Source organism: Parvularcula oceani (genome assembly GCF_000733125.1).
GTDB classification, from domain to species: Bacteria; Pseudomonadota; Alphaproteobacteria; order Caulobacterales; family Parvularculaceae; genus Parvularcula; species Parvularcula oceani.
This window is the reverse complement of the sequence record NZ_JPHU01000003.1, coordinates 67520-89097: the sequence shown is the minus strand read 5'-3', so window position 1 is coordinate 89097 and position 21578 is coordinate 67520. Positions and strand designations below refer to the sequence as shown.

Below are 21578 nucleotides of genomic sequence, written 5' to 3'. Positions count from 1 at the left end.
GAGCCTTCCATGACCGACTCCCGCGAGATCGTCCTCGTCGCTTCGCTGCTTGCATCCCGCCTCTGTCACGATCTCGTGAACCCGGTCGGCGCGCTCAACACCGGCATCGAGGTGCTGGACGGCGAGCAGGACGCCGAGATGCGCGAGCACGCGATGAGTCTCATCCGCGAGAGCACGCAGAAGACGGTCGCGCTCCTCACCTTCGCCCGCAGCGCGTTCGGCGCCTCGGGCTCTTGGGAGGGGCAGATCGAGATGCGCGAGGCGCGCGAGCTGGCGGAGGGCTTCTATGCCCATGTGAAGGCCGAACTCGACTGGCAGGTTTCCGAGCCCGCTCTCGACAAGCCGATGGCGCGGGTCCTCCTGAACCTTCTCCTGATCGCAGAGCGCTGCGTGCCGCGGGCGGGCAGCCAGGTGACCGCCGAAGCCGGCCCCGACCGGGTGCAGGTGACGGCCCGCGGGCGCCGCGCCAAGCTCGGCGAGGATCTGTCGGCGGCGCTCGGGCGCCGGCTGGACGATCTCGAAGCCAAGGCGTCCCCGGCCTATCTCGCCGCCCTGCTGATGGAGGCGATCGGCGGCAGCATTACCGCCGAGCAGGCCGATGAGGAGACGGTCGTCTTCACCGCGCAGCGCTGAGCCGGAGGCCGGATAGGGCGCATTCGACGCTCCCGCTTAACGGCCTCTTCAGCGGGAAGGACTAGCCCTGTGAGGCAGGTCGGGGAGAGGCCTCGCGCTGTAGGACAAAGGGGAATCCTTGATGGCTTCATGCCTCGTCGTCGATGATTCGGCAGTCGTTTGCGGCATCGCCGCGGACATCCTTCGCGCCTTCGGTCACGAAGTCACCGAAGCGCGAACTGCCGAGGCCGCCATCACCCGCTGTAAGGACGGCGTGGACGTGGTGCTTCTCGACTGGGACCTGCCGTCGCTGGGGGCGCTCGATTTCCTGCGGGAGGCCGCTCTTCTGGCGGAGGAGCGCAGGCCCGCCATCATCCTCTGCGCGAGCGAGAACGACCCGCGCCAGTTCTCGCTCGCCCGCGCGGCGGGAGCTGCCTATCACGTGCTCAAGCCCTTCGACCGCGACGATCTTGCCGAGGTGATGCGGAAGGCCGGGTTCGACGCGCCCAAGAGAAGCGTCGCCTGACGGCACGCGCTACCGTCAGACGGTCCTGACCGTCTGCAGCAGGAAGCGCAGGGCCGTCTCGACGCTGCGCTCGCGCACGAAGCGCCGGTCGCCGCCCGCAAAGACCCTGCGCTCGAGCCGGATGCCCTGCGGGCCAGACATTCCGAACCAGACGAGGCCGACGGGCTTGCCCGGACTGCCCCCGCCGGGACCTGCGATGCCGGTGACCGAGACGCCCACCGTCACCGCCGATCGCGGCAGGGGCGGCGTGCGGGCGCAAAGACCCGCCACCATGGCCTCCGCCACCTCCGCGCTGACGGCGCCATGCCGCGCGATGAGAGCGGCGGGCACGCCGAGGAGATCCGTCTTCGCCTCATTGGCATAGGACACGATGCCCTGGCGCAGGACGGCCGATGCGCCTGCGACATCGGTGATCGCCGCGGCGACGAGCCCTCCGGTACAGGATTCAGCGGTCGCGACGGTCGCGCGGCGCGTCCGCGCTTCCCGCACCACCTTCTGCGCAAGAGAATTCGTCATCAGGATACGGGTACACTGATCGTGCAGACGGCCTGCGCGGCGATGCCCTCGCGGCGGCCGGTGAAGCCGAGGCCCTCGCTCGTCGTCGCCTTGACCGAAATCCGCGACACCTCGCAGCCGAGCGCCTGCGCGAGGGATTCGCGCATCGCCTCGGCATGGGGCGCGATCTTGGGCGCCTCGCAGATCAGGGTGATGTCCGCGCTGGTCAGGCGCCCGCCGCGATCGGCGAGAAGGCCTGCCGCATGGCGCAGGAAGACATCCGATGGCGCGCCCCGCCATTGCTCGTCGGTGGGTGGGAAATGCCGGCCGATATCCCCCTCCGACAAGGCGCCGTAGAGCGCGTCCGTCAGGGCGTGCATGGCCACGTCGGCGTCCGAATGCCCCTTCAGGCTATGCGTATGCGGTATCCGGATCCCCCCGAGAATGACCGCCTCCCCCTCGTCGAACGCATGGACGTCATAGCCGAAGCCCGTTCGAGTTTCTCTTTGCACAAGCAGTTCGGCCAGAGCGAAATCTCCCGGATAGGTCAGTTTGATGTTGGTCGGGTCGTCGGGCACCAGCGCCACCGGGCGGCCCGCCGCTTCGAGCAGGCTCGCATCGTCCGTGGCGCTGCCGGAGGGGGCGCTGCGATGGGCGGCCAGGATCGTCGCGAAGCGAAAACCCTGTGGGGTCTGGGCCCGCCACAGGCCGTCGCGCGGCATGGTGGCCGCAGCGGCGCCGTTCCCGTCTTCCCGCTTCAGCGTATCAGTGACGGGCAGGGCGGCGAGGGCGCCCTCGTGCCGGTCGAGGGCGTCGATCACCGCGCCGATCGTCGCTGGCCCGACAAAGGGCCGCGCGCCGTCATGGATCAGCACGCGGTCGGGCGGATCACCGGCGAGCGCCTCCAGCCCCAGGCGGACGGAGGCCTGGCGGTCCGCCCCGCCGTGAACGTAGTCCGCGCCCGGGCAGGCGGCCTCGAAGGCCGCCTCGTCCTCCGGATGGATGACGGCGAGAACCCGGTCGATGCGCGGGTGGCGCGCGAAGAGCTCCATCGTGCGCGTCAGCACGGGCCGGCCGTCGAGCAGGCGGTACTGCTTGGGGCCGCCTCCTCCTGCGCGGGCCCCCCGGCCGGCGGCGACGATCAGAGCGGCTGTGGTCAAGACGGTCCTCCCATGGTGCTGTGTCTTCGTCGCCACTCCGTGCGCCTTAGGCAAGAGCGGCCCGTTCATGGACTTGTGTCTGGACAAAGACGCGCCACCTTTCGAGCAAGATCTCGCGTTAACCAAGACGATCGGTCCGACCGATGCTCGGGAGGGACGTGTGAGGATGCCGCCTGCCTTGAACGAATTGTCTGCCAGCATGTTGAGCGCCGTCCACGATGCGGCGACGACCGGCCTCGTCGTTTCCGTGACGCTGGCCGCGCTCTTCGCGCTCGCCGCCACGGCGACGACCGGGGAACGCGACCGCAGGCAGGAACTCGCGCTCGCCGAGGCGAACGAGGTCGCCGAAGATGCCCGCTTCGCGCTCGGCAGGCTCGAATCCGCCTCCGAATCGGCACTTCGCGAAGCGGAAGATGCCCGCTGGGAGGCGGAGGCCGTGCGCCGGCAGAACGCCGCCCTCGAACGGCAGCTCGCACGGGCCCGCAGCCGCGAGGTGCCTGCGCCTCTCGCAGACGCCTCGGACGCTGAGGCGGCCGAGACGCCCGCGCCCGCCACCGCGCGGCAGGCGCGCGCGATGCCGGCGCTGCGGGCCGAACAGGCCGTCACCATCGCCGAGGGCCTGCGGGCGCAGGAGGAGAGCTTCAGCATCGAAGTCACCTCCGCGCCCAATGAGGAAGCGCGTCTCTATGCGGCGCAGATGGTCGACGCCCTGCGCCGCAGCGGCATGCCGGTCGAAGGCCCCTACGGGATCCTGACCGTCGCGCCGAATGCGCGCGACGGCCTCTTCGTGAGCGTGGACGGGCACGGCGCGGCGCTGCTCGAGGTCCTGCAGAACGCCGGCCTCTTCGCGCAGGCGGCGCCGAACCGCCCGCCCGAGGCGGACTTCTTCGTCCCCGACCGGGCCGATGTCCGGCTCTTCGTCGCCGCCGAGCCCGGCGCCTGACGCTGCCGAGCGGGGGTGACGGCGGGGGACGCACGCGCTTTGATCCCCGGATGAAACGATACCTCCTCACCGCCGCAGCCGTTCTCTTTCCCACTCTCGCCGCCGCGCAGGACGTGCACCTCGTGCATGCCGGCACGCTTCTGGCGGTCCCGGGCGAGGCGCCGCTCGAAGAGCGCACCGTCGTGATCCGGGGCGACCTGATCGAGGCCGTCTCCGAGGGCTATCTTTCCGCGGACGATGTCGAGGCGGGGGAGGGCGAGGTGGTCGTCCACGACCTGCGGGACATGGTCGTGATGCCGGGCCTGATCGACGGGCATGTGCACCTCACCTCCGAGAACAATCCGCAGCAGCGTCTCCAAGCCGTCGAGATGTCCGAGGGCGACCGGGCCATGTACGGCGCGAAGCACGCCCGTGACACGCTGATGGCCGGCTTCACCACCGTCCGCGATGTCGGCGCCCGCGGCGGCGACGCGATCTTCGCGCTGCGCGAGGCGGTCGAGCAGGGCTGGGTCGACGGGCCGCGCATCTATGCTTCGGGCTCCACCATCTCGGTGACGGGCGGCCATGGGGACGGCACGCAGGGCTATCGCGACGATGTCGCAGCGCTGATGCATTCGACCGGCGTGTGCGACGGCCCCGACGCTTGCCGCGCAGCCGTGCGCGAGCAGGTCCGGCGCGGCGCCGACCACATCAAGCTGACGGCGACGGGCGGCGTCCTCTCCAACACGGCGACGGGCACCGAGCAGCAATTCACGGACGAGGAACTGACGGCGATCATGGATGCCGCCCATGCGATGGGCCGCAAGGTGACGGCGCATGCGCATGGCAAGGCCGGCATCGAGGCGGCCCTGCGCGCCGGCGTCGATTCGATCGAGCACGGCACCTATCTCGACCGCGACACGGCGCGCGAGTTCCGGCGGCAGGACGCCTATCTCGTGCCGACCATCCTGGCCGGCGTCACCGTCGCCGAGTGGGCGGAGGATCCGGACACCTTCCTGACCGAGTTCCAGCGCGCCAAATCGCGCGAAGTCGGCCCGCGCATGCTCGACATGGCGCGCCGCGCCCACGAGGCGGGCGTGCCCATCGCCTTCGGCACCGATTCGGGCGTGTCGAGACATGGCGAGAATGCCCGCGAGTTCGAGCTTCTGGTCGAGGCCGGCCTGACGCCGATGGAGGCGCTGCGCAGCGCGACCGTCGAGGGCGCGGAAAACCTGGGCAAATCCGACATGCTCGGTACGGTCGAGGCCGGCAAGAAAGCCGACCTCGTCGGGGTGGACGAGGACCCGCTCGAGGACATCTCGGCCATGCTGGACGTGGATTTCGTCATGAAGGACGGCGAGGTCTTCAAGTCGCCCGAAGGCCCGCGGGGCTGAGGCGGCCCCGCCGCGCAAGGGGGGTGGACAAAGCTCCGCCCTTCTGCCACACGCGCGCCCTCTAGCGGGAGAGATCCCGCGCCCGTCCGAGACCGCAGGCATCCCATAAGCCCTGTGCAGACGAGGTGAGCGGCATGAATGCGCCCGGAGCGTCCGCTCCGCCGCACGCTCGTTCTCATCTGTCCTCGAACGGTTCGTCGCCCGCGCAAGCGGGCAAGTGCAGCCCAAGGCGGGTCGTCGGCCCGCCCTCAAGGACCGAACGCCTATGCCTCTATCGAGAGCCCAGAAGGCCGATCAGGTCGAGTGGATGAAGGGCGTCCTCAACGACAACGAGGTCCTGGTCGTGATGCAGAATCACGGCCTTTCGGTGGCCCAGGTGTCGCAGCTTCGCAATGAGATGCGCGAAGCGGGCGGCGGCGTGAAGGTGGTGAAGAACCGCCTCGCCCGGATCGCTCTGAAGGACCTGCCCGGCGGCGACGTCGCCGACCTCTTCACCGGCCCGACGGTCATCGCCTATTCCGAAGACCCCGTCACCGCGCCCAAGGTCATCGTCAAGTTCACCAAGGACAACGACAAGCTGACCATCCTGGGCGGCCGGATGGGCGAAGAGACCATGGACGAAGGCGGCATCAAAGCCCTTTCCGACATGCCGAGCCGCGAGGAGATCATCGCTTCCATCGTGGGTCAGATCATCGCCCCGGCCTCCAACCTCATCAACGCCGTCACCGCGCCGGCGTCGAACCTCGCCTCCATCGCAAAGACGCTCGAAGAGCGCGAAGACGCGTAAGCACAAGGACAGATTATCATGGCAGACATCAAAGCCCTCGCCGAACAGCTGGTCGGCCTCACCCTGCTCGAAGCCAATGAGCTGAAGAACCTCCTCAAGGACGAATACGGCATCGAGCCCGCCGCCGGCGGCGCGGTCATGATGGCCGGCCCGGGCGGCGGCGACGCCGGTGCCGCGGCCGAGGAGCAGACCGAATTCGACGTCGTTCTGACCGCCGCCGGCGACAAGAAGATCAACGTCATCAAGGAAGTCCGCGCGATCACCGGCCTTGGCCTCAAGGAAGCCAAGGAAATGGTCGAAGGCGCGCCGAAAACCGTCAAGGAGCAGGTCTCCAAGGACGAAGCCAACGAGCTCAAGGAAAAGCTCGAAGCGGCCGGCGCGAGCGTCGAACTCAAGTAAGCTTCGCGGCTTTCCGCAAAGTCGAAGCCCCCGCCATTGGCGGGGGCTTCTTCATGTCCGGAACTGTGTAGCAAGCCGCTTGCATTCGGTTCTGCCGGGCGCTATCTGCTCGCTTCACTCCCGGGTGCGGCCCCCGGGTGACTGGCTGTGCACGTGCGACGACAAATCGTTAAGACAAACTAATTCGGTGTGATGCGACGGCGCGCTCCTGCCTTGCCGGCACGGGCGCCGTTCGCCGTTTCGGGGAGCCCGCGATCGGGCCCTGCTTTCTGCGGAAGGAAGCGCCCGGACCGGCTCGCCCACCCCGCGAAAGGGACCTTTGATGGCTCAGAGCTTCGTCGAGAAGAAACGCATCCGCAAGGGCTTCGGCAGGATCGGCGATGCCGCCGAAATGCCGAACCTCATTCAGGTTCAAAAGGAGAGCTACGAGGCCTTCCTCCAGCGCTTCGTCAAGCCCGACGACCGTCGTCGCGACGGCCTGGAAGCGGTGTTCAAATCGGTCTTCCCGATCACCGACTTCACCGAGACGGCTTACCTGCAATACGTTTCCTACGAGTTCGAAGAGCCCAAATTCGACACCGAAGAATGCATGCAGCGCGACATGACTTATGCCGCGCCGCTGAAGGTCAAGCTCCAGCTCGCCGTGTTCGAGGTCGACGAGGACACGGAGTCCAAGTCGATCAAGGACATCAAGGAGCAGGAAGTCTACATGGGCGACATGCCGCTCATGACGGACAACGGCACCTTCATCATCAACGGCACCGAGCGGGTCATCGTCAGCCAGATGCACCGGTCCCCGGGCGTCTTCTTCGACCACGACAAGGGCAAGACGCACAGCTCGGGCAAGCTGCTCTTCGCCGCGCGGATCATTCCCTATCGCGGCTCCTGGCTCGATTTCGAGTTCGATCCCAAGGACATCGTCAATGTCCGCATCGACCGCCGCCGCAAGCTGCCGGCGACGACGCTGCTCTATGCCCTCGGCATGGATCAGGAGGACATCCTCGAGGTCTTCTACAAGCGCGTCACGCATGAGGCGCAGGGCAACGGCTATACCGTGCCTTTCGACGCCGAGGCGATCAAAGGCACCAAGCCCGAGGCCGGTCTCGTCGACGCCAGGTCGGGCGAGGTCGTGGTCGAAGGCGGCAAGAAGGTCACCGCCCGCACGGTCAAGCAGCTCGAGGAGCAGGGCGTCGAAGCCTTCTTCCTGACCCGCGAGCAGATGATCGGCCGCTATTTCGCGCGCGACATCGTCAACACCGAAACCGGCGAGATCTATGCCGAGGCCGGCGACGAGGTGACCGAGGACATTCTCGACCAGCTCGCCGAGCTGAACATCACGCGCTTCGAGACGCTGGACATCGACCACGTCAACACCGGCGCCTACATGCGCAACACGCTCGCGGCGGACAAGAACACCAATCGCGAGACGGCGCTCATCGACATCTACCGCATCATGCGTCCCGGCGAGCCGCCGACGCTGGAGACGGCTGAGTCGCTCTTCGGCGGGCTGTTCTTCGATGCGGAGCGCTACGACCTCTCCGCCGTGGGCCGCGTGAAGATGAACATGCGCCTGGGCTTCGACAATGCCGAGGTCACGGACGAGCAGCGCACGCTGCGCAAGGAGGACATTCTCGAAGTCCTCAAGGTCCTCAACGGCCTGCGCGACGGCAAGGGCGAGATCGACGACATCGACAATCTCGGCAATCGCCGGGTGCGTTCGGTCGGCGAGCTGATGGAGAACCAGTACCGCATCGGCCTTCTGCGGATGGAGCGGGCGATCAAGGAGCGCATGTCGTCGGTCGAGATCGACAACATCATGCCGAACGACCTGATCAACGCGAAGCCGGCAGCCGCGGCGGTGCGGGAATTCTTCGGCTCCTCGCAGCTCAGCCAGTTCATGGACCAGACGAACCCGCTCAGCGAGATCACGCACAAGCGCCGCATGTCCGCCCTCGGGCCGGGCGGCCTGACGCGCGAACGCGCGGGCTTCGAGGTGCGCGACGTCCACCCGACGCATTATGGCCGGATCTGCCCGATCGAGACGCCGGAAGGCCCGAATATCGGCCTCATCAACTCGCTCGCCACCCATGCGCAGGTGAACAAATACGGCTTCATCGAGAGCCCCTATCGCCGCGTCACCGACGGCAAGGTCACCGATGAGGTGGTCTATCTGTCGGCGATGGAGGAGCAGCGCTTCGCGATCGCCCAGGCGAACGCCGACCTCAACGAAGACGGCAGCTTCGCCAACGAGTTCGTCAACTGCCGGATCGCCGGCGACGCGACGCTCGTCCCGCGCGAGGACGTCGCCTATATCGACGTTTCGCCCAAGCAGCTCGTTTCGGTGGCCGCGGCGCTCATCCCCTTCCTCGAGAACGATGACGCCAACCGCGCCCTGATGGGTTCGAACATGCAGCGCCAGGCGGTGCCGCTGATCGAGGCCGAGGCGCCCTATGTCGGCACCGGCATGGAAGCGATCGTCGCGCGCGATTCGGGCGCGGCCATCGCGGCGCGCCGTCCGGGCTTCGTCGAGCAGGTCGATGCCCAGCGCATCGTGATCCGCGCGACAGAAGAGACCGACCCCACCAAGTCGGGCGTCGACATCTATAACCTGCGCAAGTTCCAGCGCTCGAACCAGAACACCTGCATCAACCAGCGTCCGCTCGTGAAGATCGGCGACACGGTGCAGGCGGGCGACATCGTCGCCGACGGTCCGTCCACGGACCTCGGAGAGCTGGCGCTCGGCAAGAACGTGCTCGTCGCGTTCATGCCGTGGAACGGCTACAACTTCGAGGACTCGATCCTGATCTCCGAGCGCATCGTGCGCGACGACGTCTTCACCTCGATCCACCTCGAGGAGTTCGAGGTCGCGGCCCGCGACACCAAGCTCGGCCCCGAAGAGATCACGCGGGACATCCCCAACGTCTCCGAAGAGGCGCTGCGGAACCTCGATGAGGCCGGCATCGTCGCGATCGGCGCCGAAGTGCATCCGGGCGACATCCTGGTCGGCAAGATCACGCCCAAGGGCGAAAGCCCGATGACGCCGGAAGAGAAGCTCCTGCGCGCGATCTTCGGCGAGAAGGCGGCGGATGTTCGCGACACCTCGCTGAAGCTGCCGCCGGGCGTGTCCGGCACGGTGGTCGAGGTGCGCGTCTTCAACCGCCACGGGGTCGACAAGGACGAGCGGGCCCAGGCGATCGAGCGCGACGAGGTCGACCGCCTCGCGCAGGACCGCGACGCCGAACTCGCCATTCTCGAGCGGAACATCTATGGCCGTCTCGCCGACATGCTGGCGGGCGCCGAGGCCGTGTCCGGACCCAAGGGCTTCAAGAAGGGCACGATCGAGCGCAGCCAGCTCGACGACCTGCAAAAGGGCCTGTGGTGGAAGATCGGCCTCGCCAATGAAGCGGCGATGGGCGAGATCGAGGGCCTGAAGAAGCAATATGACGAGAGCCGCGCGCGGCTCGAGGCGCGCTTCGAGGACAAGGTCGACAAGCTGCAACGCGGCGACGAGCTGCCCCCGGGCGTGATGAAGATGGTCAAGGTCTTCGTCGCGGTGAAGCGCAAGCTCCAGCCGGGTGACAAGATGGCCGGCCGTCACGGCAACAAGGGCGTCATCTCCAAGATCGCTCCGATGGAGGACATGCCCTTCCTCGAGGACGGCACGCCCGTCGACATCGTCCTGAACCCGCTCGGCGTGCCCTCGCGTATGAATGTCGGGCAGATCCTCGAGACTCACTTGGGCTTCGCCTGCCGCGGCCTCGGCCGCCAGATCGGCGATGCGCTCGAGGAGTACAATCGCGACGATGCCAAGAAGGCCGAGTACCTTCAGAAGCTGAAGGACGTGTACGGCGAGGACCAGGAGCTGCCCGAGGACGAGTACGAGCTCAAAGAGCTCGGCAAGAACCTCATCAAGGGCGTTCCGATCGGCACGCCGGTCTTCGACGGCGCGCGCGAGGCCGAGATCGTCGAGATGCTGAAGAAGGCGGGTCTGTCCGAGACCGGCCAGGTGACGCTGCATGACGGGCGCACGGGCGACAGGTTCGCCCGGCCGGTCACGGTGGGGTACAAATACCTCCTCAAGCTGCACCACCTGGTGGACGACAAGATCCACGCCCGCTCGATCGGCCCGTACAGCCTGGTCACCCAGCAGCCGCTGGGCGGCAAGGCGCAGTTCGGCGGCCAGCGCTTCGGCGAGATGGAGGTCTGGGCCCTCGAAGCCTATGGCGCCGCCTACACGCTGCAGGAGATGCTGACGGTGAAGTCGGACGACGTCGCCGGCCGGACCAAGGTCTATGAGGCCATCGTCCGCGGCGATGACAGCTTCGAGGCCGGCATCCCCGAGAGCTTCAACGTTCTCGTCAAGGAAATGCGCAGCCTCGGCCTGAACGTCGAGCTGCAGAACCGATAAGGAAGAGGGCGGGGCGACCGGCCCCGCCCCTTCTTCGCAAACGGATACTCGCGGGTGCTCACGCCCGCACCGCCTGAAAGGACACCGCATGTCTCAGGAACTCGCGAACGTCTTCAATCCGCTGGCCCAGCCGCAGACGTTCAACCAGATCCGCATCTCGCTCGCCTCGCCGGAGAAGATTCTCTCCTGGTCGTTCGGCGAGATCAAAAAGCCCGAGACGATCAACTACCGCACGTTCAAGCCCGAACGGGACGGCCTGTTCTGCGCCCGGATCTTCGGTCCGGTGAAGGACTACGAGTGCCTGTGTGGCAAGTACAAGCGCATGAAGTACAAGGGCGTCGTCTGCGAGAAATGCGGCGTCGAGGTCACCCTGTCCAAGGTGCGCCGCGAACGCATGGGCCATATCGAGCTGGCCTCGCCGGTCGCCCATATCTGGTTCTTGAAATCGCTGCCCTCGCGCATCGCGACCTTCCTCGACATGACGCTCAAGGACGTCGAGCGGGTTCTCTATTTCGAGAACTACATCGTCATCGAGCCCGGCCTGACGCCCCTCGAGCAGCACCAGCTGCTGACCGAGGAGGAGTATATCGAGGCGCAGGAGCAGTACGGTGATGACAGCTTCACCGCCGGCATCGGCGCGGAAGCCATTCGCGACATTCTCGGCAGCATGGACCTCGAGGCCGTGACCGAGCAGCTGCGCGTCGAGATCGCCGAATCGACCTCGGAGCTGAAGCCCAAGAAGCTCGCCAAGCGCCTCAAGCTGATCGAGGCCTTCATGACCTCGGGCAACAAGCCCGAGTGGATGATCATGACGGTCATTCCGGTGATCCCGCCGGAACTGCGTCCGCTCGTCCCGCTCGATGGCGGCCGCTTCGCGACGTCCGACCTCAACGACCTGTATCGCCGGGTCATCAACCGGAACAACCGCCTCAAGCGCCTGATGGAGCTGCGCGCGCCCGACATCATCGTGCGCAACGAGAAGCGCATGCTGCAGGAGTCGGTCGACGCCCTGTTCGACAATGGACGCCGCGGCCGGGTCATCACGGGCACGAACAAGCGTCCGCTGAAATCGCTCTCCGACATGCTCAAGGGCAAGCAGGGCCGGTTCCGCCAGAACCTGCTCGGCAAGCGCGTGGACTATTCGGGCCGTTCGGTCATCGTTGTCGGCCCCGAGCTGAAGCTGCACGAATGCGGCCTGCCCAAGAAGATGGCGCTCGAGCTGTTCAAGCCGTTCATCTATTCGCGCCTCGATGCGAAGGGCCTCAGCGCGACCGTCAAACAGGCGAAGAAGCTCGTCGAGAAGGAGCGCCCCGAGGTCTGGGACATCCTCGACGAGGTGATCCGCGAGCACCCGGTCATGCTGAACCGGGCGCCGACGCTGCACCGCCTCGGCATCCAGGCCTTCGAGCCCAAGCTGATCGAGGGCAAGGCGATCCAGCTCCACCCGCTGGTCTGCACGGCGTTCAACGCCGACTTCGACGGCGACCAGATGGCTGTGCACGTTCCGCTGTCGCTCGAAGCGCAGCTCGAAGCGCGCGTTCTGATGATGTCGACCAACAACATCCTCAGCCCCGCCAACGGCAAGCCGATCATCGTGCCGAGCCAGGACATCGTGCTCGGCCTCTACTACATCACCATCGAGAAAGAGGGTGAGCCGGGCGAGGGCATGGTCTTCGCCGACCTGGCCGAGATCGATCACGCTCTCGAAGCGGGCGCGGTGACGCTGCATGCCAAGGTCAAGGCGCTGTGGCGCTCGGTCGATGCCGAAGGCAACGAGACGCGCGAGCTGGTCGAGACGACGCCGGGCCGGATGAAGGTCGCGGGCGTCCTGCCCAAGGACCACAACGTGCCCTTCCAGGCCGTGAACCAGCTCCTGACCAAGAAGACGATCCAGGGCCTGATCGACACGGTCTATCGCCATACCGGCCAGAAGAAGACCGTGATCTTCGCCGACAAGGTGATGGAGCTCGGCTTCAAGGAAGCGGCCAAGGCCGGCATCTCCTTCGGCAAGGACGACATGGTCATCCCCGAGACGAAGGCGGGGATCGTCGAGGAGACGCGCGCACTCGCCTCCGAATACGAACAACAATATGCGGACGGCCTGATCACGCGCGGCGAGAAGTACAACAAGGTCGTCGACGCCTGGGCCAAGTGCACGGACCGGATCGCCGACGAGATGATGGGCGAGATCAGCCGGACCAAATACGATCCCGAGACCGGCCGCATGATGGAGCCGAACTCGGTCTACATGATGAGCCATTCGGGCGCGCGGGGCTCACCCACGCAGATGCGCCAGCTCGCCGCCATGCGCGGCCTGATGGCCAAGCCGTCCGGCGAGATCATCGAGACGCCGATCGTCTCGAACTTCAAGGAAGGCCTTACCGTGCTGGAGTACTTCAACTCCACCCACGGCGCGCGGAAAGGCCTCGCCGACACGGCGCTCAAGACGGCGAACTCGGGCTACCTGACCCGCCGGCTGGTCGACGTCGCGCAGGACTGCATCGTCAAGGAGCAGGACTGCGGGACCGAGAAGGGCATCACGCACGAGGCCGTCGTCGATTCGGGCGAGATCGTCCTGCCGCTGGCCGAACGCATTCTCGGCCGCACGATCCTCGAGGACATCGTCGAGCCCGATAGCGGTGAAGTCATGGCGAAGGCGGGCACGCAGCTCGACGAGCCGACCGCCGAAGCGATCGAGATGGCCGGCATCCAGAAGGTCAAGGTCCGCAGCCCGCTGACCTGCGAGACGCCGATCGGCGTCTGCGCGACCTGCTATGGCCGCGACCTCGCCCGCGGCGAGCCGGTGAATATCGGCGAAGCCGTCGGCGTCATCGCGGCGCAGTCCATCGGCGAGCCCGGCACGCAGCTGACCATGCGGACCTTCCACGTGGGCGGCACCGCGCAGGTCGGCGACGTGTCGCTGATCGAGGCGACGCATGCCGGCAGGATCAAGCTCGAGAACCGCAACGTGGTTCGCGACTCGAGCGGCGATCTCGTCGTCATGGGCCGGAACACGCTGGTCAAGATCGTCGACAAGGACGGCTCGGACCTTGCGTCCTTCAAGGTCACCTACGGCACCAAGCTGCGGGTGGACGAAGGCGACGACGTCGCGCGCGGCCAGCGCCTCGCGGACTGGGACCCCTATACCCTGCCGATCCTCACCGAGGCGGCCGGCAAGGTGTCCTATGAGGACCTCGTCGAGAGCGTGTCGTTCCAGAACGTCGCCGACGAGGCGACGGGCCTGTCCTCCAAGGTGGTGCAGGACTGGCGTTCGAACCCCCGCGGTTCGGACCTCAAGCCCGCGCTCGCCATTCGCGGCGAAGACGGCGAGATGGTCACGGGCGAGCAGGGGGGCGAGCTTCGCTACCTCCTGCCGGTCGAGGCGATCCTGTCGGTCGAGGACGGTGCGGATGTCCAGCCCGGCGACGTTCTCGCGCGGATCCCGACCGAGGGCGCCAAGACCCGCGACATCACGGGCGGTCTGCCCCGCGTCGCGGAACTGTTCGAGGCCCGCCGCCCGAAGGACCACGCCATCATCGCCGAGATCGATGGCCGCGTGGAGTTCGGGCGCGACTACAAGAACAAGCGCCGCATCTCGATCGTGCCGGTGGACGAGGATCAGCCTCCTGCGGAATATCTCGTTCCGAAGGGCAAGCACATCGCGGTCCAGGAAGGCGACTTCATCGCCAAGGGCGAATATCTGCTCGACGGCAACCCCGCGCCGCACGACATCCTCGACGTCATGGGCATCGAGGCGCTGGCCGACTACCTGATCAACGAGATCCAGGAGGTCTACCGGCTCCAGGGCGTGCCCATCAACGACAAGCACATCGAGGTCATCGTCCGGCAGATGCTGCAAAAGGTCGAGGTCAGCGATCCCGGCGAGTCGCGCTTCCTGAAGGACGAGCAGGTCGACAAGGTCGAGTTCGACGAGGAGAATGCGCGGCTCGAGGAGCAGGGCAAGACGCTCGCCGAAGGCCAGCCGGTTCTTCTGGGGATCACCAAGGCTTCGCTCCAGACGCGCAGCTTCATCTCGGCGGCCTCGTTCCAGGAGACGACCCGCGTCCTCACCGACGCGGCCGTCAACGGCAAGATCGACACGCTGGACGGCCTCAAGGAGAACGTCATCGTCGGCCGCCTCATCCCGGCGGGCACGGGCGGTCAGATGGCCAAGCACCAGATCGAGGCCGATCGCCGCGACGAGCAGCTCATCGAGGAGCGTGAGGCCCGCGAGGCCACTGCGCTTCCGGCGCCCGATGCGGTCTTCGACCTGCCCGAGGGCGACGAAGGGTCGGCCGCGGCCGAGTAACGGTATCGCGACTGTTGTTGCGATGCGGAATATGAAAGGCCCTGCCGCACCGGCAGGGCCTTTTTCTTGCACGGCAGGGGGCAATTCAGGTGCGGGACCGAGGGAATGATGCCGACCAGTGACAATATCGCCGTGGTCGTTATCGGCAGGAACGAGGGCCAGCGGCTGGAGGAATCGCTGCGGTCGATCCGGCAGTCGTCCGAGCGCATCGTCTATGTCGATTCCGGATCGACCGATGGCTCGCCGGAGGCGGCGGAGCGCCTCGGTGCCAGGGTCCACCGGCTGAGCGCCGACAGGCCGTTTTCGGCGGCACGCGGACGGAATGAAGGCTTCGCGCTCGCCACCGAGATCTGGCCTACGGTCCGCTACGTCCAGTTCGTCGACGGCGATTGCACCCTCGATCCGGCGTGGCTGGCCGCCGGCGCCGCCCATCTGGAGGAGCATGAGGACGTGGCCGTCGTCACCGGCCGCAACCGGGAACGCTTTCCCGAGGCGTCGGTCTACAATGCGCTCTGCGACATCGAGTGGGACGGGCCTCTCGGCGATCAGGCCGCCTGCGGAGGCAATGCCATGTACCGCGCCGCGCCCTTCGCCGCGGCCGGAGGGTTTGACGCCTCGGTCAAGGCTGGCGAGGAGCCCGAGCTCTGCCTGAGGCTGCGGCGCGAAGGCTTCCGCATCGTGCGGATCGGCCATGAGATGACCGTGCACGACGCGGACATGCATCGCTTCGGAGAATGGTGGAAGAGGGCGGTCCGATCGGGAACCGCCTATTGCACCGGTGCGTTGATGCATGGCCGCGGACCCGAACGCTACAATGTCCGCGAGACGCTCCGGGCCGTGATCTGGGGCGGCATCCTGCCGGCCGTCGCGCTCGTCGCGCTCTTCGGCGCCCCGCTGCTGACGTTGGGCATCCTCGCGCTCTATGCCGTCAAGCTTCTGCGGATCGGGCTGCGCCATCGCGGGCGCATCGACCGCCCCTTCCGGTATGGCGCCTTCATGATCTTGCTCAATATCGCCGAGTTCGTCGGCGTCACGAAATGCCTGGCCAGGAGATGACAATGCAGGGCTCCCCCTCCCGAGCGCCCGAAGGGGCGGATTATTCCGACCTCATCTTCCTGTGCGGGCCGCTGCGGAGCGGCACGACGTTGACGCGCCTCCTCCTCCAGCAGCACAGCCAGATCTCGACCCGCGGCGAGAGCGACTACTATTTCGACGAGAGCGCGGCGGCCCTGCGGGCAGGAGACGATACGCCGGAGGCGCGGGAGCGCTTCGCAGAGGACCTCGCCACCCAGCGCATCACGCGGGACCAGAAGGTGACGCCGCCGCCGGTCGGTCCGCTCCGCGACATGATCGAGAGCCTCCTCGAGCAGGAGCGGCCAAAGGGGGGAGGGCGCCTCCTCCTCACTCTCCACCGGCATGCCGATCTTGCCGCCGAGCTCTTCCCGAACGCCCGCTTCATCCGCCTGCGCCGCGATCCCCGCGATGTCGCCATCTCGGCGATGAAGATGGGCTGGAGCGGGAATCCCTATCACGGCGTCGATGTCTGGCGGATCTCGGAGCGGCATTGGCAGGCCGCTCTCCCCAAGCTGGCGGAGGAGCAGGTGACCGATCTGTCCTTCGAATCACTGGTGAACGCGCCGGAGACCACCCTGCGCCGCGTTCTGGAGGAGCTGGACCTGCCTTTCGAGGAGGCCGTGCTCACGCCGTCCGGATCGACATATTCCGCGCCGAGCGGCTCGCGGGCCAAGGCCTGGCAATCGACATTGACGACGAGGGAGGCCGCCGAGATCAACGACAAGATCGGCACCCTTGGCGAGAATGCCGGCTATGACTGCACCCAGCGGCGCAGGCCGAGCCTCCTGCGCAAGCTCGCTCTGCGCCTTGGCAACCGCGTCGGCATCTGGCGCCATGACGTGGGGCGCTATGGCCCCCGGCTCTTCGCCGAGAAGCTTCTCGCGCATCGGCTGGGCAGCGGACCCTATCGCCGCAGCGTGGGCGAGCGGATCCAGGCGCGTGATCGCCTGTTCCTGAAGTAGGACGGTGGAACCACTGCCGAGGTGTTGACGGGGCGTTACGCACCTAGTATGGGCCGCGCTACGCCGGATGGGGCGCTGTCGAAAGCCGGGTTCTGAACCATTTGGTTCCGGGGCCGGGCCGGAGAAACAACCCCGGGCAAGACGACATCGGTGAGTTGCCCCGGCGGCGCGCTTTCCACGTGGGAGGAGCGCCGCCTCGTGGTTTGGGCGAATCCTTCTCCGAAGTCAGCCAGCCGGCACAGTGTTCTAACGGATGACGGGACCCGGATGCCGACGATTCAACAGCTAATCCGCAAGCCGCGAAAGCCGAAGCGGAAGATCAACAAGGTGCCGCACCTGCAGGGCAACCCGCAGAAGCGTGGCGTGTGCACGCGCGTCTACACGACGACGCCGAAGAAGCCGAACTCGGCTCTTCGGAAAGTCGCGAAGGTGCGTCTGACCAATGGCTATGAGGTCATCAGCTACATCCCCGGTGAGGGGCACAACCTTCAGGAGCACTCCGTGGTCCTGATCCGCGGCGGCCGTGTGAAGGACCTTCCGGGCGTCCGCTATCACATCCTCCGCGGCGTGCTCGACACGCAAGGGGTGAAGGACCGTCGTCAGCGCCGGTCGAAGTACGGCGCCAAGCGGCCCAAGTAAGGAGAAGCGTCGATGTCACGTCGCAGGCGCGCAGAAAAACGCCCGATCAACCCCGATCCGAAGTTCGGCGACCAGACGGTCTCGAAGTTCATGAACTACGTCATGCTGGACGGCAAAAAGTCCGCGGCCGAGAAAATCGTCTACGGCGCGATGGACCGTCTGGAAGAGCGCATGAAGCGTCCGCCCGTGGATATCTTCCACGAAGCGCTCGAGAACGTGACGCCGGCCGTCGAGGTCCGCTCCCGCCGGGTCGGCGGCGCGACCTACCAGGTGCCGGTCGAGGTTCGTCCGGACCGCAAGAACGCGCTCGCCATGCGCTGGCTGATCGCCGCCGCCCGCAAGCGCAATGAGACGACGATGGTCGACCGCCTCTCCGGCGAGATCATGGATGCCGCGCAGAACCGCGGCACCGCCGTCAAGAAACGCGAAGACACGCACAAGATGGCCGAGGCCAACCGCGCGTTCTCGCACTACCGCTGGTAACGAGACACACAGGTTAGGCGCCGAGCAGGCGCCGGAAGGAATTCACCGATGGCCCGCGATTACAAGATCGAGGACTACCGCAACTTCGGGATCATGGCCCACATCGACGCGGGCAAGACGACCACGACCGAGCGGATCCTCTATTACACCGGCAAGTCGTACAAGATCGGCGAAGTCCATGACGGCGCCGCGACGATGGACTGGATGGAGCAGGAGCAGGAGCGGGGGATCACGATCACCTCGGCTGCGACCACGACCTTCTGGGAAGGCCGTGACGGCAAGAAGCGCCGCCTGAACATCATCGACACGCCCGGCCACGTGGACTTCACCATCGAGGTGGAGCGCTCCCTCCGCGTGCTCGACGGCGCGGTCGCGCTTCTCGACGGGAATGCCGGCGTCGAGCCGCAGACCGAGACGGTCTGGCGCCAGGGCGACAAGTACAACGTCCCCCGGATGTTCTTCATCAACAAGATGGACAAGATCGGCGCCGACTTTTACGCGAGCGTCGCCTCGATCCATGATCGCCTCGCCGCGAAGACCGCCATTCTCCAGCTGCCGATCGGCATGGAGAGCGATTTCGAAGGCGTCGTCGACCTGATCGAGATGAACGCCATCGTCTGGCGGGGCGAGGATCTCGGTGCGTCCTTCGACGTGATCGACATTCCCGACGACCTCAAGGAGAAGGCCGAGGAGTACCGCGAGAAGCTCATCGAGACGATCGTCGAGATCGATGACGACGCGATGAACGCCTATCTCGAAGGCGACATGCCCGACAAGGATACGATGCGCCGCCTGATCCGTCAGGGGACCATCAATGTCGACTTCCATCCGGTGATGTGCGGCACGGCGTTCAAGAACAAGGGCGTGCAGCCGCTCCTCGACGCGGTCGTCGACTACCTGCCGAGCCCGCTCGACGTTCCGTCGATCAAGGGCGTCCTTCCGGACTCCGACGAGGAGGTGAAGCGTCACGCCGATGACGACGAGCCGTTCTCGGCGCTGGCCTTCAAGATCATGAACGACCCGTTCGTGGGTACGCTGACCTTCTGCCGGATCTATTCGGGTCACCTCGAGCAGGGCACGAGCGTCCTGAACACGGTGAAGGGCAAGAAAGAGCGCGTGGGCCGGATGCTGCTCATGCATTCGAACACCCAGGAAGAGATCAAGAACGCCTATGCCGGCGACATCGTCGCCATTGCGGGCCTCAAGGACACGACGACCGGCGACACGCTTTGCGCGTCGAACAAGCCGGTGATCCTCGAGCGGATGGAATTCCCCGAGCCTGTCATCGAGCTCGCGGTCGAGCCGAAGACGAAGGCCGACCAGGAGAAGATGGGCGTCGCGCTGCAGAAGCTCGCGGCCGAGGATCCCTCCTTCCGCGTCGCGTCCGACGAAGAGTCCGGGCAGACGATCATCAAGGGCATGGGCGAGCTTCACCTCGACATCCTGGTCGACCGCATGAAGCGGGAGTTCAAGGTCGAGGCGAATGTCGGCGCGCCGCAGGTGGCCTATCGCGAGACGATCACGAAGCGGGTCGATATCGACTACACGCACAAGAAGCAGACCGGCGGTACGGGTCAGTTCGCGCGCGTGAAGATGATCATCGAGCCGAACGAGCCGGGTGCCGGTTACGAGTTCGAGAACAATATCGTGGGCGGCAACATCCCCCGCGAATATATTCCGGGCGTCGAAAAGGGCATCGACTCGGTCCGCGAGAACGGCCTGCTGGTCGGCTTCCCGCTGCTCGACTTCAAGGTGAACCTCTATGACGGCGCCTTCCACGACGTCGACTCGAGCGTCCTCGCCTTCGAGATCGCGGCGCGGGGTGCGATGCGCGAGCACAAGAGCGAGCTCGGCCTCGCGCTGCTCGAGCCCGTGATGAAGGTCGAGGTGGTCACGCCGGACGAGTATACCGGTACGGTGATCGGCGACCTCAACTCCCGCCGGGGTCAGATCCAGGGGCAGGAGATCCGTGGCAACGCCACCGTGGTGAACGCTATGGTGCCGCTGGCCAACATGTTCGGCTACGTCAACAATCTGCGCTCCTCCACTCAAGGTCGGGCACAGTACACGATGCAGTTCGATCACTACGAGAAGGTGCCGAACGCGGTCGCCGAGGAAGTCAAAGCGAAGCTGGCCGGCTAAGGCGAGCTTCTTCAGTTCAACCACGATCGTCAGAAGACGGAGAGACGAGACATGGCCAAGGAAAAGTTTGAACGTAACAAGCCGCACGCCAATATCGGCACGGTCGGCCACGTTGACCACGGCAAGACGACGCTGACGGCGGCGATCACCAAGTATTTCGGTGACTTCAAGGCCTACGATCAGATCGACGCCGCCCCCGAAGAGCGTGAGCGCGGGATCACGATCTCGACCGCGCACGTCGAGTACGAGACCGACAACCGCCACTACGCGCATGTCGACTGCCCCGGGCACGCCGACTACGTGAAGAACATGATCACGGGCGCGGCGCAGATGGACGGCGCGATCCTGGTCGTGAACGCGGCCGACGGCCCCATGCCCCAGACGCGCGAGCACATCCTGCTCGCTCGCCAGGTCGGCGTTCCCGCGATCGTCGTGTTCCTCAACAAGGTCGACCAGGTCGACGACGAGGAGCTCCTCGAGCTCGTCGAGATGGAAGTTCGCGAACTCCTCTCCTCCTACGAGTTCCCGGGCGACGACATTCCGATCATCGCCGGCTCGGCGCTTGCCGCGCTCGAAGGCCGTGATCCGGAAATCGGCGAGAACAAGATCAAGGAACTGATGGAAGCTGTCGACAGCTACATCCCGACGCCCGAGCGTCCGGTCGACCAGTCCTTCCTGATGCCGATCGAAGACGTCTTCTCGATCTCGGGCCGCGGCACCGTGGTGACCGGCCGTGTCGAGCGTGGCGTGATCAATGTCGGTGACGAGATCGAAATCGTCGGCATCCGCGACACGAAGAAGACGACCTGCACGGGCGTCGAGATGTTCCGCAAGCTGCTTGACCGCGGCGAAGCGGGCGACAATGTCGGCGTGCTGCTGCGCGGCGTGGAACGTGAAGGCGTCGAACGCGGCCAGGTTCTCTGCAAGCCGGGTTCGGTGACCCCGCACACGAAATTCGTGGCGGAAGCCTACATCCTGACGAAAGACGAAGGCGGCCGCCACACGCCGTTCTTCAACAATTATCGTCCGCAGTTCTACTTCCGTACGACGGACGTGACCGGCATCTGCACGCTGCCCGAGGGCACCGAGATGGTCATGCCCGGCGACAACGTGAACCTCAATGTCGAGCTGATCGTCCCGATCGCGATGGAAGAGAAGCTCCGCTTCGCCATCCGTGAAGGCGGCCGCACCGTCGGTGCCGGTATCGTCTCCTCGATCATCGAGTAACACGCCTCTTGACGACCGGGCGGGCCGCGTGCATGCGGC

At 66.2% G+C, this 21578-nt stretch carries 16 protein-coding genes; 14 read left to right on the top strand and 2 right to left on the bottom strand.

Annotated elements, in window-relative coordinates; all coding sequences use genetic code 11:
* Positions 1-9: 9 nt before the first annotated feature.
* Positions 10-633 carry a histidine phosphotransferase family protein gene (locus IE88_RS0104630; RefSeq protein ID WP_031550862.1) on the top strand — a complete coding sequence of 208 codons (624 nt, stop codon included), beginning with the start codon at positions 10-12 and terminating at the stop codon, positions 631-633.
* Positions 634-754: 121 nt separating this feature from the next.
* Positions 755-1138 (top strand): response regulator, encoded by a 384-nt coding sequence (locus tag IE88_RS0104625; RefSeq protein WP_036766605.1) that lies wholly within the window; start codon positions 755-757, stop codon positions 1136-1138.
* Between the two features lie 15 nt (positions 1139-1153).
* Here IE88_RS0104625 and IE88_RS0104620 read toward each other — a convergent pair whose 3' ends face one another.
* Entirely contained in the window at positions 1154-1654 is a 501-nt protein-coding gene (locus tag IE88_RS0104620; protein WP_031550856.1) for a CinA family protein, read from the bottom strand.
* The gene (locus tag IE88_RS0104615; protein ID WP_031550853.1) at positions 1654-2793 is read right to left on the bottom strand and encodes a bifunctional 2-C-methyl-D-erythritol 4-phosphate cytidylyltransferase/2-C-methyl-D-erythritol 2,4-cyclodiphosphate synthase; all 1140 of its coding nucleotides are present in this window, start codon (positions 2791-2793) and stop codon (positions 1654-1656) included. The genes IE88_RS0104620 and IE88_RS0104615 overlap by 1 nt, the downstream gene beginning before the upstream one ends.
* Before the next feature lie 178 nt (positions 2794-2971).
* On the opposite strand from IE88_RS0104615, the gene IE88_RS0104610 reads away from it, so the two are divergent.
* The 12 genes from IE88_RS0104610 (at position 2972) to tuf (ending at position 21539) form a co-directional block, all read left to right on the top strand.
* Entirely contained in the window at positions 2972-3736 is a 765-nt protein-coding gene (locus IE88_RS0104610) for a hypothetical protein (protein ID WP_156032372.1), read from the top strand.
* 50 nt (positions 3737-3786) lie between these two features.
* Complete coding sequence (locus IE88_RS0104605) at positions 3787-5109, top strand: metal-dependent hydrolase family protein (RefSeq protein WP_031550847.1); 1323 nt, start codon at positions 3787-3789, stop codon at positions 5107-5109.
* 265 nt (positions 5110-5374) lie between these two features.
* Entirely contained in the window at positions 5375-5896 is a 522-nt protein-coding gene (gene rplJ / locus IE88_RS0104600) for a 50S ribosomal protein L10 (protein ID WP_031550844.1), read from the top strand.
* 18 nt (positions 5897-5914) lie between these two features.
* A complete protein-coding gene (gene rplL, locus IE88_RS0104595; protein WP_031550841.1) occupies positions 5915-6295 on the top strand; it encodes a 50S ribosomal protein L7/L12 in 381 nt (126 codons plus the stop codon).
* A gap of 322 nt (positions 6296-6617) precedes the next feature.
* Entirely contained in the window at positions 6618-10703 is a 4086-nt protein-coding gene (rpoB, locus tag IE88_RS0104590) for a DNA-directed RNA polymerase subunit beta (RefSeq protein ID WP_031550838.1), read from the top strand.
* Between the two features lie 88 nt (positions 10704-10791).
* Positions 10792-15012 (top strand): DNA-directed RNA polymerase subunit beta', encoded by a 4221-nt coding sequence (gene rpoC / locus IE88_RS0104585; protein ID WP_031550834.1) that lies wholly within the window; start codon positions 10792-10794, stop codon positions 15010-15012.
* A 105-nt stretch (positions 15013-15117) separates the two neighbouring features.
* On the top strand, positions 15118-16068 hold the full coding sequence (locus IE88_RS0104580) for a glycosyltransferase family 2 protein (RefSeq protein ID WP_051881507.1): 951 nt from the start codon (positions 15118-15120) through the stop codon (positions 16066-16068).
* A gap of 2 nt (positions 16069-16070) precedes the next feature.
* Positions 16071-17048 carry a sulfotransferase family protein gene (locus tag IE88_RS0104575; protein WP_031550825.1) on the top strand — a complete coding sequence of 326 codons (978 nt, stop codon included), beginning with the start codon at positions 16071-16073 and terminating at the stop codon, positions 17046-17048.
* Between the two features lie 267 nt (positions 17049-17315).
* Positions 17316-17687, top strand: a complete 372-nt coding sequence (gene rpsL, locus IE88_RS0104570) for a 30S ribosomal protein S12 (protein WP_031550822.1) — start codon at positions 17316-17318, stop codon at positions 17685-17687.
* Between the two features lie 12 nt (positions 17688-17699).
* Positions 17700-18170: a 30S ribosomal protein S7 gene (gene rpsG / locus IE88_RS0104565; protein ID WP_031550819.1), complete on the top strand. Its 471-nt coding sequence runs from the start codon at positions 17700-17702 to the stop codon at positions 18168-18170.
* 48 nt (positions 18171-18218) lie between these two features.
* Complete coding sequence (gene fusA, locus IE88_RS0104560; RefSeq protein ID WP_031550816.1) at positions 18219-20312, top strand: elongation factor G; 2094 nt, start codon at positions 18219-18221, stop codon at positions 20310-20312.
* A gap of 51 nt (positions 20313-20363) precedes the next feature.
* The gene (gene tuf, locus IE88_RS0104555) at positions 20364-21539 is read left to right on the top strand and encodes an elongation factor Tu (RefSeq protein WP_031550813.1); all 1176 of its coding nucleotides are present in this window, start codon (positions 20364-20366) and stop codon (positions 21537-21539) included.
* The last annotated feature ends 39 nt before the right edge of the window (positions 21540-21578 follow it).